We start from the raw sequence: 12843 nt of genomic DNA on the forward strand, positions 1-12843 counted from the left end.
AGGTGCTCAATTGGGTTCTGTCGCAAACTACCTTCTATGACTCTAAATGAAAAGAGTACTTCCCTCAGGTACAATTATGCTACTAGCGAATAAAACTGATCCCATGCCCTCATTTTTATCCATGCCCTAACAATCTAAAGTTCCAACATTCTACTTCGTTGGTTGCTAGGCGGTGCACTATTTTATCCATCCAAGTATCAGCTAAGCTTGTCTGCTGCTTTAACGTTAATAGTTTTTCGTTATTAAGTGGGTCACCAAAAAATGTCTCACATACTTCACCAATAGTCATGGCGTTAGCAACTCGAGAAATTAACTCCAGTGGTTCATCAACACTGACCATGCCCGGCTGAATAACGCGATATAACCAACCGCAGCGACTAGCTTCCTGCATATTGATTGATAAATCTTCAATGCCCCAGCGTTTATTGACTTTAAAACACGGAGATCGAGGTTGGCTCACTTCGATGATTGCCTCGCCCCACTGGTAGCGGTCACCCAAACAAACCGACTCTTCGGTCATGCCGATTGAGCTCATGTTTTCGCCCATGCCCGCAGCTTGCCAATGAGCTTTATCAGCATATTTTTCTTGCCAATAAACATAATGCTCAGCCGGATATTGATGCAGGGCACGATCTAACCCGCCATGGTGCTCTTTGTCGGCGCACTCATCACCCGCTAAACCTTCAACCGATAAATATAAGGGAATGTTAACTGCCTGTTTATTCATAGCAGTTTCAATACCGTAGCGCTGTGCTACTTTTCCGCAGTAAATATTCGTTAAATGATGCTTAGTCTTCATCTGCCAACCTTAAATTGTATTATGCTTTTGATGGTACCTGTTTTAACGCGGAATAGTAAAAGAATAAACAGACTAAAAACCATAAATCTTTAATCAGAAAGTGTCCTGTGGTTGACAGTATTGTCTCACTTGATAATGAGCCCGTAAACGTCACCAGAAAGCTTTGAGTTACCACAAAGACCATGCCTGATATTAATATCGCCGGTATAAGTAATTTACGATAATACATAGCCACAACAAGTAATAACACTGCCACTAAGTCATATATCCCGATGATATTCGAGGTGGTTTGAAGGCTTAAAAATTTATACAACCAGCCCATAAAAGGCGATGTTTTTACTAATGACTCTATGCCTTGCGCTTCGAGTAAGGTGAACTTCATCCCGCCAATCCACAGTAAAACCACTAATACCGGGAAAATGCTAATCCAGGCTGTCTGCAATGGAGTAAAAGTTGTTTTCACTAAGAGTAAACCAATAGATAATAAGGCAAAGTATTTAATAACGCCTTGGCCAGAGCCTATAACAGGAAAACCGCCCATTGAGGTAATCCACATAGATTCACTAAATAGCGAGCCTAGAGGCACTAAGCTTATCGCAATCAGTAAGTAACCTAAGATAGGCCTTAAGGTCGCTTTTTTGATTGCTAAAAAAGCCAAGATAGCACTCATAATAAAAGCGGATGCCGCAATAAAGTTAAATATCGTTGCCGGAATTAAACTCGAGATGAGATAAAAGTCAGTGGTTAAGGCGATATGCTTATGAGGACCCAAAAGCAATATGCTTAACCCTAACAACAGCGTAGAAAGACTAAGTAAGAGTAGGGAGAGGCTAAGGTGTAGAGGTTTCATAAAGATCCTAGGTGCAGTGAATCAAACGTGCATAAAATAACAAGTGCCAATAAGACCTGATTTTCTGGATTAACTTTCGCTGCAAATAAACTATGTTCTTATCATACCAAACGGATTAATTAAGTGGTCACTTAATCAGTCCGATTGGTATGATATAAGATTAATAGCAATGTTTTCATTTTTCAAACACGGCCATCAACCTCCTACCTTTCTCAACAATAATACTCTTTTAACCTTGCCACGGTTTTAACGGAATATTAATTTCGCTACCGCTATACCACTTGATATTGAGGGGTTCTTTAGCATCAGCGCTGGTTTCTTCATTAACCGCTTTGCCTGAGCCCATATTCACTTGCGCGTCTTTATTTTTATTAACATTTAGTACAATCACTAATCGACTGCCTTGCTTAATCAACTTAGCGGTCATTCGTGCATTGATAATTGGAATGATTGTTTTTTTATTAGCCGTAAGCAAGTGTCGCTCACTCATGTCGTTAGCAAAACTGGCCCTACTACGATAATTATTCAAATGGAATACCTTACCATCGGCATCCATTTCATAAAAATTATAACCAATATCGACATCTTGCTTATTTACTGATATTTCAAAGTGGCCTGTTATAGCACCGGCTAATTCTTGCGGCTGCTCAAATGTTTCAGTAACATAAATAAGACCGTTGGACTCAGCGAGTTTGTTTTGTATCACTGGCCACGGCGCCTTATTATGCTCGGTGGTTCTGTCCGCCATATCGACCGTTTGTGCAACATAAGTTTCTTTAGTTTCAGCCTGTTTAAGTAGTGAGTAATAGCCATTACTATTTTTGGTACTAGCAAGGTAAAAAGTAGTACTTTGTTCGTTCAACGCAGTTAATGACTTAGCGTGACGCCACTGATTACTGCCCATCAACTGATAATTAATAGTGTCTTGTAATAGTTTCGGCTTCTCTGTGTTAAGCAGTAAGTGATCAAACCATTGAAAAACGATTTCTTCGGTATCTTTTTCTAAAGCCACTTGATCAAGTTCATAATTACTGTGGTGAGAGCGAGGTATTCCCTGTGCGGTACTATGATTGTAAGGCCCAATAAGTAAAGTATGATTGGCGTTCTTATTGTATTTGTTATGGCGCTTTAAATAATCTAATGACGATATTTGCCCGCCATCAAAATAGCCCGTCACACTCAACACCGGAATATTAATGTTTGCATACTCAGTTTTATAAGGCACCATCGCCTGATAGTAGCTATCAAAACTTGGATGTTGTAACCACTTTTGAAACCAAGGGTTTGCTTTACCATCAATTTTATCAATGTCTTGTAGCGCTTGACCACTTTCAAATAAAGTCGTGACCAGCTGGTTACTTTTTTTCCAGTTACTATAGACACTATTGTCTACCGTTTTATTATTGGTGGCAAAAAATGCCCACTCATAATTACCTGTTAGGGCTATATTATTTTCATAAGGTAATCCGGTAATTAGACTTGCTGCGGTATAAGGTGCCATCGCTTTTAGTGCTGGGTGCATATGCTTAGCAGCAGCCCATTGCGTAAAACCATTGTAACTACCGCCATACATAACAACATCGCCATTACTCCAAGACTGCTTACTAATCCAATCAATCGCACTGGTAGCATCTTCGCCATCATGCTCCCAAGGAACGACCACATTCGAGCTTGAACGCTTACCGCGAGAATTCACAATAATGCCTACATAACCATGAGCTGCCGCATGAATAGCGGTATTTATATGCCCCGCTTCGTCAGCATAAATCGTAAACTGCATAGCGCTTGGCAGTTTATTTTTTGAATGCTTCTTACGAACGATAGTCGCTGATAATTCAATACCATTAGGGGTTCTAATCAAGGTATCCGCTTCAATAATGTAACGACTGTTGTTCTCATCGCTTAAGAGCTTTTGACTCACAGGAATGACCCTCGCAAGTACTCGATATAAATGGCTGTTAACAATCAAGTCTATTGCTTGGCTAGCATTAAGCGTAGGCAGTTTTTGGTAACGTTGAAAAACATTAAAAACATAATCTTGTGCCCCTGAAACTGACCAACCTAACGCGCTGTTTAATTGATAGAGTGCTTCATCATCTTTGTTTGCTAATAAGCGCCTCAATGAATGAGCTAAAGTTTCAGTAAACTCGTCTTGTTTTTTGTTATTCAGGGTTAATTGAGTCTCGCTGTCTAAGATATAATGCGAAAAATTAATACCGTTTTTATGCGCGTTGACTAACTCAAGTAAGGTCTTATGTTTTCCGAGTATTGAAAGTAAGGCGACTTTATTAAAGGTGTTTTCTTGGTTAATTGTCTCAGCGCTTAATTGCTCAGTAAGCATAATCAGTTGTTGATGAAATTTATCTTGGTTTAACAGCAGTAAGGCATCATCACTGTTTTTTATTGACGCTTGAGATAACAAGTTTGGTGTAGTAAAAGTCTTCGGTGGTTTTTCGTCTGCTTGAACACTAATTAGGGTTAACAGTAATGTTAACCCTAATATGAGCGAAAAATATTGTGATACCTGGGGAATAAAATGCCCGCTAATTTTTGCTGTGGTTGTCATGGCTTCGCCTTAGTAGTTTCAATGTTTGTTTTATTTTTGCTAGGACGACAATGCTAAAGAGATTTAATTATTTTGTAGTGAAAAGCGTATGACTTTTAGTGACTTTTGATGACCAAAGTAACAATATATGCTACTTTCCAGCTACTTATCGTACATATTGGTATTTTCATGCGTTGGCAAATTGCACAATTTATTTTTTGTGATCAGCAACAAACCTTAACTTCCCCTGACGGCTCACAGCAGTTAGAGCCGATGATGGTGGAATTATTGAGCTATTTTTGCCAAAACAATGATGTAATTATCAGCAAGGACTTGCTGATTGAACAGGTGTGGTTAGGTCGTATCGTCAGTGATAATGCCATCAGTAAATTAATCACCAAACTACGTAAAGTGTTTTCAGATGATGCAAGGCAGCCAAAATTTATCGCTACCTTTCCCAAAAAGGGCTATAAATTTATCGCCACGGTTACGCCAATAACAGAGGCTGTGTTAGCTCCTAGCGCTGATGAATATCACACTATCAATCAACCCAAAACTGAATCGACACCTCCGGTAAAAAATGACACTGAACAAGGTACTGAGACAAGAGTTAGCCTTCGCCATGAAAAAGACACCATAGATAAAAACGTATCTCATATTAGAAAGTCGCCATTTTATTCAGCCATTATGGTGGTGTTATTTGTCACCCTGATTATTGCTGCAGGCCTCTTTATCGGCTCAACTCAAAATACTCCTACAGCCACTACACTAACCACTTATGCAAAAGAAATAACCACAGATGCAGGGGATGAACTATTTCCTGCCTTTTCTCCCGATGGTACACGTGTTTCCTATATGTTGGCAAAAAGTGACCGTATGCACTTAATGATTAAAGATGTTGTTGATGAGCAAATCATTGAAATTAGTCATGGTAACAATGTTGGTGTTGGACCTGCACAATGGAGTAGCGATGGTAAGTCCATCGTCTACCTAGTCGCTACACCTAATCAGTGCCAGTACTTCATTCGAACCATACAAGGTTTAGCACTGGATGAGCCTACATTAGTTCATAACTGTCCGCCGGGTAGCTACGGTAAAATTGCTTTTACTCATGATAATAATCGCTTAATTTATAGTGAGAGTAATGGCGGAGATACACCCTATTCATTATTTGAATTAAATTTAACCACTGATAAAACAAAACGCCTAAACCAGCCTAAACTTTTTTTAGGCGGTAACAGTCAATTTGATCTACACCCAACAGAAAACAAGCTGCTAATATCGTCACCCGATGAGCAACAATGGGAAGGATTCTATTCGCTTGATTTAGACAGTGAGCAATTAATTTTATTGTTTAAACAAGACGCTTATATTTGTTGTGGTATATGGAGCCATGACGGCAAAAGAGTTGTGCTAATGGGTGAACACCCTGCTTACCAATTACTCAGTTACGATTTAACCGGCAAAGATAGACAAATCATCCACTCGGGTAGTCGACAAATTAGAGCACCTTATCGTCATACCAATGGCACTGATTATTTGTTTACCTCTGGCAAAAATAATTACGATATACAGCTATTGGACCTTGCGACAAAAACGCAGCGCATTATTGCCAATGACTCTGTCGATGAAAAATTAGCAACCTTTGCTCATCATAACAATCAAGTGGCGTATATTGGTTTGGCATCCGGCAATGAAGAAATTTGGCTGACAAGCACCGACAATAACCAGCGAAAAAAACTTACCCAATTTAATGATGGCCGCCATTACGTTGACTTAATGTGGTCTCCTACCGGAAAGTATTTATTAGCCTTATCTTTAAACGAAATACACCTTATTGATGCAACTACCGGACATTTTGAGCGTATTAAAATTCCGCAAGCTGAAATTCGTGCTGTTTCGTTCAAATCAGCAACCACTATTACCTACAGCACTAAGGAAAATAATCGCTGGCAGGTATTTTCTTATCAATTATCAACAAAAAAAATGCAGCCTGAAGAGAGTAAATGGCAATATGTTCAATACCACAGCTCAAACGAAAATACCTTGTGGCTTGATCAAAACAATCAATTGTTTGTTGGCGCACAACAAACACCAGTGATAAATAAACAAATCCCCGCTCATAAATTATTGAATGGCCGACAATTTAATCTCAAAAAAAGAGCTGAGACATGGTTTTGGTTCGATCGGGATGAGCAAGGGAGAATAGAAAGTTACTCAGTAAAACATGATGTAATTACCACACTTATTGACACCAATATTGAGCACTTTGATGTAACAGATAATCAGTTACTTTTTGGTAATACTAAGCAAGTGGATGCCAACATCTACCAAACACAGTCACTTAATAGCCATTAGCGAGAAAAATAACTGGTTACAAATCAACATTGCCAATTAAAAAATACGATGGCCAAAGTTCGCGTACCTGAGACTCCCAGTTTGGGTCTACCCGCTCATTAGCCATTTGTAACAACCAATATTTTGCCCAAATCCGGACAATTTTACCTGACTTACTTAACTTTAACGGCGAGAACCGACGTTGATAATTATTGCCTTCATACTCAACTACCGTACTATTTTTTGCTCTTTGATATAAGCTATCTAATGCCGCAGTAATTAGCTCGACCTCGGTTATTGCCATTAAGCCTTGGGCTTTTAAACAAACCATTATCGCCGCTTTCTTAATACTGACCTGCATAAATTCATCAATATGTGGGGTATACACCATACCCGTTAAACCATAAATAGAACCGCGCTCTCTATCGGCTAGCGCTTTTAAAGGCATGATCAGCTCATTAATATCATCTAACTCACTGAGACTATGAAGTTTAGATTTTAGTTTAGGTTTTAATTTTGCCATTGGTTATATACCCGTTACCATTCAAGATGCATGTTTCAGAGTGCTTGAGCAATTTCAATTCAAGGCGCTGTGATGAAATAATGGTTATTCCCTTATAAATCACAGCAACGATGAAGTGATGTTGCTCAAACGCTTCTTCGATGGGTTTAAAATGACTTTATACCGCGTTAAATAATTAAACCATAGAGTGACTATGCTTGCATTATTTTCCTTGCCTAAAGCCCTTTTAATTCCCACTGAAATCCAGCACTTTGAATGGTTACGGGTATAATCCATAAGGTCGTTCAAGTTACTTAATCATTAATCTATGGTATCTACGGCAATAGCAGCAGCACCTGGTCTTCTTGGATCTGCGGCACCTAAAAATACGCCATTGTGATTCATAATACTTTGTAAGCTACCCAGCGAACTAGAGACTTCTACGGTGTAACCCATGTTTTTCAATAGTTGGACGGTATCTGCAGAGATATTCCTCTCAACATATAAAATATCGGGTTGCCATTGATGATGAGCGCGTGGCGCGATGGTGGCCTCAGCAATATTCATTTTGAAATATAAAACATTGACCAATTGCTGAAATACCGCCGTGATTATTTTGCTGCCGCCCGGTGTGCCTGTGGCAAGGTAAGGTGCTCCATCTTTTAAGACTATGGTTGGCGTCATTGAACTTAATGGCCGTTTGTTGGCGGCAATAGCATTGGCAGTGCCGCCAATTAAGCCATAGCTATTTGGGCTACCAGGTTTTAGCGAAAAATCATCCATAGTGTTATTGAGTAAAATGCCGGTGCCGGGAATAGTAAGGCCACTACCATAGTTGTGATTTAAGGTATAAGTACTACTGACCACATTGCCTGCATTATCCATCACAGAAAAATGCGTGGTATCGGGGCTTTCATATTCACTTGGCTTACCTGCTTTGATATCGCTTGATGGGGTGATTTTATTTCGCTTAATATTTTTAGTTAACACTTTTGCGTATTTTTTACTGGTTAAACCTTCACTGGGTACTTTGACAAAATCAGGATCGCCTAGAAAGGTACTTCTGTCGGCAAAAGCACGCTTAAATATTTCAGTTTGCAGATGTATCATGGCTGCAGAGCCTTGCTGAATACCGTCTAAGTCGAGTGCTTCAAACATATTTAACATTTGAATAAGGTGCACGCCACCAGAGCTGGGTGGCGGCATAGTTAAAATTTCATAGCCGCGGAATGTGCCACGAATTGGCGCCACTTCTTTCACTCTATAATCCGCTAAGTCTTTTGCAGTAATTAGGCCACCGCCTTGTTCCATTGCCGCCACTAATTTTTTGGCGATGTCGCCTTGATAAAAGCCCGCTTTACCCTGCTGTTGTAAATACACTAAGCTATCAGCTAAATCTTCTTGGATAAAAACGTCGCCGGCAACGTAAGGCTTACAATCGGCTTTCAAATAGACTCGACAAGTTTCTGCGCTATTCGCTAAAAACATCTGATCTTTGTAAAAAAATCGCGCCATATCATCATCGACGATAATGCCCTTTCGCGCTAACTTTTCTGCGGGCTCGATAACTTCAGACCAAGACATTGAGCCATAATTTTCAAGGGCATAATGCAAACCGGCCACGGTACCGGGTACACCTGAAGCTGATAAGGTTTTCAGTGATTTATTTGCTATCGGATAGCCAGATTTATCAAGAAAAACATCTTTGTATGCTGCAGCCGGAGCTGTTTCGCGATAATCGATGGCGATTGTTTTATCTTTATCAGCAAGGTACACCATCATAAAACCACCGCCGGCTAAATTACCTGCTCGAGGTAAAACAACGGATAAAGCAAAACCAACGGCGACAGCGGCATCAACGGCATTACCGCCTTTTCGGAGAATATCTGCCCCTATTTCACTGGCCATGCGCTTTTGGCTAACCACCATGCCTTTTCTACCGATGACTGGATGTGATACATCATAATAATCGACCAATTGCCATAATCGAGGCACTTCAACTTTTTTAATTTGCTCAGTAGTGGTATTAGCAGCGCTATTGGTGGTAATGAAAGCTAACAACAGTCCGGCTAATTTTATTGCAGAATATCTTTGTGTAATCTGAAGGTTACCTTTTGAAAATAAACATTTTTTCATACTGATAATAAAATTATTTTGCATGGTTATTTCTATATTCCAGGTGACTTCCCATTAAGGGCAAGGATTAAATGAACTGTCTAGCTTGCACTAGAGCGCTGCTATTTTAGTGAAGCAGTTTCATCAAGTGAAGCAGGTAAATAGCCTACTTGTAAATGACGATTGTTTGGATTGTAAAACATTTCTATTAGATTAAGTATCACTGCTTGGTATCATTAAGTATCGCAGACAAACTTTACCGTGCAGCAAAAGTATTACTCATCATAAATTATTCCACGTAAAGCTAACTAAGTTTCTGTTTAGTTGCGATAAAAGCACTATAATCACGGCTTGCTTCTTCCCTTACCCCTATCAATAAGGCCACACCATGAATACCAAAATGTATAAAAAAGTACTGACAATCACTGACAACTTATTGGCGGCCGCGCAGCAGAAAAATCAGCAAAGATTCGATGGCTTTTATTTAGAATTAAAGCAATTGTGTGAAGAGCATGACAACACTGATAAAGACCACCCGGTACAGTGGGAAACCCTTGCTGACTTTACCGATGACTTAGCATTAGCCATTACTATTTATAAACAAGCGTTAGTAAAAGCTGAAACGATCAACTCTAAAGACTTCCGTTCATCTATTGGTTATTCAATCGCGGCTTTACAAGTTGAGTTAGGTGATACTACTGAGGCGATTGAACATTTAGAACAAGCAAAAATTAGTTGTAATAAAATTGCTGATAAAGAATTAAAAGCTGAAATTCACGACTTACTAGAGAAATTAAAGAACGCATAAGCGCTTACTTTAACCTGAACTCTGGTTAATGAATGTTATAACACTATGAAATTTAGATAGTAAACTACACGTTATACCCAATGACGTTAGTTTAGTCGTTATCAAGGCATTTTTACGTATCCAATAGCTGGCTATTGGTAGGAGAAATAACGCTGATAGCGGTTAAAATAGCTTTATTGTGTAATATTGCTTATCCAGAACTCAGGTTACTTTAGCAATACAGTCATAATCAATTAGTCGGGATAACGAATAACAACACCAAAACATATTATGATCTGTGCCTCCCAAGCGTTGAGTAAACAGGTTAATGAAGAAGAAAACGTAGTGCGTTTTTATCAAGCAAACTGGGAATAGCGATATTGAGCCGCTATAGCTAAGCAATAAATTTATATAGCGGCTTCATTTACAACCGTTCACTTACTCAATGGTATCAATAATGAGTATTTCACAATCAGTTAATGCTCTTAAAGTAATAGCGCTAGACTGAGTAACTTCCATGCCGTCACCTTTGTTCATCGTTATACTGTCAGAGCTGTTACCTAAGTTATCTTCCACCTTAAACATGCCATCTGACGCTAAAATATAGACTTGATGATTAATATCATGCTCAATAATGGTGCCCTTGGCTAATTTACCACCGTAAATACGGGCTTCTTGATTGATAAAAAGTGCTTTGCCTTTATCTTCTGCATAACCTGATGCTAATAACGTTAAAACTTGTGCTTGCTCTGTCGGAAATTTTTTACTTTCCCAGCGAGGTTCAACGTTTTGTTTATTAGTTTCAATCCAAATTTGATAAAAGGTTAGTGGCTCTTTACTACGGTTATATTCTGAATGTACGATACCTGTGCCCGCACTCATCACTTGCACTTCACCAGTTTTCGTTATGCCTTTATTACCGGTGCTATCTTGATGACTGATGGCACCTGAGCGAATAAAGCTAATGATTTCCATATTTTTATGTGGGTGTGATGGAAACCCTGTTCCAGGCTCAACCCAATCATCATTCACTACCAGTAATTTACCAAAGCCCATACGGGTAGGATTATAATAATGCGCAAAGCTAAAGTGATGTTTAGACTTAAGCCAGCCATGGTTAGCATTGCCTAGGCTTTTATAGGGATAATGTTTAATCATAATATTTCCTTATTCAACGTTGCTGAAGCTTCATAGCTCATTGTTTACTATTCAATATTTGCCGCTATAAAGCTTCAGTTGAACACTTTATTTTCAATTAATATAACGTGATTAATATTGACGATCACGGTCGTGTGAGGCATCAAAATGTTGCTCCGCGCCCAAGGGGACAATTTGGGTCGGGTTAATCGTTAAATGGCTAGCGTAGTAGTGAATTTTTGTGTATTCCAAATCAACGGTTTCTTTAACGCCTGGCACTTGATAAAGCTCATTAACATAGTTACTAATATGATGAAATTCACTGAGTTTTTGACGATTACACTTAAAGTGACCGTGATATACCGCATCAAAACGAATAAGCGTAGTAAACAAGCGCCAATCAGCTTCGGTAATATTGTCACCAACAAGGTAGCGCTGTTTTGATAAACGCGCTTCTAACCAGTCTAAGCTGTCAAATAAGCTATGGTAAGCATCATTGTAAGCTTCTTGTGTGGTGGCAAAACCTGCTTTATAAACACCGTTATTAATGGTGTCATAAATACGTGCATTGACCGTTTCAATTTCATCTCGTTGGCCAACAGGGAAGTAATCATCGCTATTACCCGTTAGCTCATTAAAGGCAGAGTTAAACATTCTGATTATTTCAATGGATTCATTATTGACAATCGTTTTGGTCTTTTTGTCCCATAAAATCGGTACCGTTACTCGACCTTCGTAGCTTGGATCTGCTTTTAAATATAACTGGTAGGCATAATCTAACTCATACAGTGAATCGCCATGCTCACCACCTTCACTAAATTCCCAACCATTTTCCATCATTTCAGCTTTTACCACACTCACCGAAATAACGTCTTCCAATTGTTTTAACTTGCGGAAAATCAGCGTTCTATGTGCCCAAGGACACGCCAACGACACATATAAATGATAACGTCCGGCTTCGGGGGTAAATTCACTACCCTCTTCAGATGAAATTTGGTCTCTAAAACGACTGTCTTGACGAACAAATGTACCTGCACTATTTTTGGTGTCGTACCATTGGTCGACCCATTTACCGTTAACGATTAATCCCATGAGAAACTCCTAAACTGTGTAAGTTGAGCCAATAGCTTATCTATTGGCCTGTTTTAATTAAAAAGTGAATAAAAACTTAAGCTGCTTTATTTAGCGTTTGATAAATTTTTTCATCAATCGAATATTTACCGCCACCTTGAATAAATAGCGCAAGTGTTATGGCGATTAACGACAAACCAAACTCATAACCGTTGTTACTCATGAACAAGCCGTTATCGATATGCACAGTAAAAATGGCAACAATCATGGTAATGGCTAAAACAAAACTGGTTGGTCGAGTTAGAAAGCCAGCAATCAAGAATAACCCGCCGAAAAACTCCGCACTACCGGCCATTAATGCCATTAAGTAACCAGGAGCTAGCCCGATGCTTTCCATCCATTGTCCGGTACCCTCTAAACCATAACCGCCAAACCAAGCAAACAATTTTTGTGCGCCGTGAGCAGCAAAAACAATACCTGCTATTAAACGTAATGGTAATGCCGACAATGATTGTTCAGTTTTAGTGATGCTGTGAGTAATGTTTTTAATATTCATGATGTTTCGCCTTTTAGTTTGTTCGTTTGTGTTGTTAATTGACTATGGAGCTATTGTATAAGTTGAATAACGATTGAATAACCCCTAGTATTTGTTTGAACTATTCAAATTTTTTGAACAGTTAAGTATTTCAATTAAGTTAAC

Annotated in this window: 10 protein-coding genes; 2 read left to right on the forward strand and 8 right to left on the reverse strand. The window is 39.1% G+C overall.

Going from position 1 to position 12843, the window contains the following annotated elements; genetic code table 11:
* Positions 1 to 115: 115 nt before the first annotated feature.
* The 3 genes from F580_RS0115515 to F580_RS0115525 form a co-directional block, all read right to left on the reverse strand.
* On the reverse strand, positions 116 to 799 hold the full coding sequence (locus tag F580_RS0115515; protein WP_019028663.1) for an MOSC domain-containing protein: 684 nt from the start codon (positions 797 to 799) through the stop codon (positions 116 to 118).
* 19 nt (positions 800 to 818) lie between these two features.
* The gene (locus F580_RS0115520) at positions 819 to 1649 is read right to left on the reverse strand and encodes a DUF417 family protein (RefSeq protein WP_026301472.1); all 831 of its coding nucleotides are present in this window, start codon (positions 1647 to 1649) and stop codon (positions 819 to 821) included.
* Positions 1650 to 1878: 229 nt separating this feature from the next.
* On the reverse strand, positions 1879 to 4215 hold the full coding sequence (locus F580_RS0115525; RefSeq protein ID WP_019028665.1) for a CocE/NonD family hydrolase: 2337 nt from the start codon (positions 4213 to 4215) through the stop codon (positions 1879 to 1881).
* A gap of 108 nt (positions 4216 to 4323) precedes the next feature.
* Between F580_RS0115525 and F580_RS0115530 the strand changes: the two genes are divergently transcribed.
* The gene (locus tag F580_RS0115530; RefSeq protein ID WP_019028666.1) at positions 4324 to 6552 is read left to right on the forward strand and encodes a winged helix-turn-helix domain-containing protein; all 2229 of its coding nucleotides are present in this window, start codon (positions 4324 to 4326) and stop codon (positions 6550 to 6552) included.
* A 16-nt stretch (positions 6553 to 6568) separates the two neighbouring features.
* On the opposite strand, the gene F580_RS0115535 is transcribed toward F580_RS0115530, so the two are convergent.
* Together F580_RS0115535 and ggt are read right to left on the reverse strand one after the other, a co-directional pair.
* Positions 6569 to 7054 carry a hypothetical protein gene (locus tag F580_RS0115535; RefSeq protein WP_019028667.1) on the reverse strand — a complete coding sequence of 162 codons (486 nt, stop codon included), beginning with the start codon at positions 7052 to 7054 and terminating at the stop codon, positions 6569 to 6571.
* 300 nt (positions 7055 to 7354) lie between these two features.
* The gene (gene ggt, locus F580_RS0115540) at positions 7355 to 9193 is read right to left on the reverse strand and encodes a gamma-glutamyltransferase (RefSeq protein WP_019028668.1); all 1839 of its coding nucleotides are present in this window, start codon (positions 9191 to 9193) and stop codon (positions 7355 to 7357) included.
* A 343-nt stretch (positions 9194 to 9536) separates the two neighbouring features.
* Here ggt and F580_RS0115545 point away from each other — a divergent pair, with 343 nt between their 5' ends.
* Positions 9537 to 9956, forward strand: coding sequence for a hypothetical protein (locus tag F580_RS0115545; RefSeq protein WP_019028669.1), 420 nt, complete (start codon positions 9537 to 9539; stop codon positions 9954 to 9956).
* A gap of 417 nt (positions 9957 to 10373) precedes the next feature.
* On the opposite strand, the gene F580_RS0115550 is transcribed toward F580_RS0115545, so the two are convergent.
* From F580_RS0115550 to F580_RS0115560, 3 genes are all read right to left on the reverse strand, one after another.
* Positions 10374 to 11093: a pirin family protein gene (locus F580_RS0115550; RefSeq protein WP_019028670.1), complete on the reverse strand. Its 720-nt coding sequence runs from the start codon at positions 11091 to 11093 to the stop codon at positions 10374 to 10376.
* Between the two features lie 111 nt (positions 11094 to 11204).
* Positions 11205 to 12164 (reverse strand): glutathione S-transferase family protein, encoded by a 960-nt coding sequence (locus F580_RS0115555; protein ID WP_019028671.1) that lies wholly within the window; start codon positions 12162 to 12164, stop codon positions 11205 to 11207.
* Between the two features lie 76 nt (positions 12165 to 12240).
* Positions 12241 to 12699: a DoxX family protein gene (locus F580_RS0115560; protein ID WP_019028672.1), complete on the reverse strand. Its 459-nt coding sequence runs from the start codon at positions 12697 to 12699 to the stop codon at positions 12241 to 12243.
* Positions 12700 to 12843 lie beyond the last annotated feature (144 nt).

Source organism: Colwellia piezophila ATCC BAA-637, from assembly GCF_000378625.1.
Lineage (GTDB): Bacteria > Pseudomonadota > Gammaproteobacteria > Enterobacterales > Alteromonadaceae > Colwellia > Colwellia piezophila.

What these genes read in the sequence shown, in the direction of transcription:
- F580_RS0115530 (WP_019028666.1), top strand. Translation starts at nt 4,324, where the DNA reads ATGACCAAAGTAACAATATATGCTACTTTCCAGCTACTTATCGTACAT.
- F580_RS0115525 (WP_019028665.1), bottom strand. Translation starts at nt 4,215, where the DNA reads ATGACAACCACAGCAAAAATTAGCGGGCATTTTATTCCCCAGGTATCA.
- ggt (WP_019028668.1), bottom strand. Translation starts at nt 9,193, where the DNA reads ATGCAAAATAATTTTATTATCAGTATGAAAAAATGTTTATTTTCAAAA.
- F580_RS0115545 (WP_019028669.1), top strand. Translation starts at nt 9,537, where the DNA reads ATGAATACCAAAATGTATAAAAAAGTACTGACAATCACTGACAACTTA.
- F580_RS0115555 (WP_019028671.1), bottom strand. Translation starts at nt 12,164, where the DNA reads ATGGGATTAATCGTTAACGGTAAATGGGTCGACCAATGGTACGACACC.
- F580_RS0115515 (WP_019028663.1), bottom strand. Translation starts at nt 799, where the DNA reads ATGAAGACTAAGCATCATTTAACGAATATTTACTGCGGAAAAGTAGCA.
- F580_RS0115550 (WP_019028670.1), bottom strand. Translation starts at nt 11,093, where the DNA reads ATGATTAAACATTATCCCTATAAAAGCCTAGGCAATGCTAACCATGGC.
- F580_RS0115520 (WP_026301472.1), bottom strand. Translation starts at nt 1,649, where the DNA reads ATGAAACCTCTACACCTTAGCCTCTCCCTACTCTTACTTAGTCTTTCT.
- F580_RS0115560 (WP_019028672.1), bottom strand. Translation starts at nt 12,699, where the DNA reads ATGAATATTAAAAACATTACTCACAGCATCACTAAAACTGAACAATCA.
- F580_RS0115535 (WP_019028667.1), bottom strand. Translation starts at nt 7,054, where the DNA reads ATGGCAAAATTAAAACCTAAACTAAAATCTAAACTTCATAGTCTCAGT.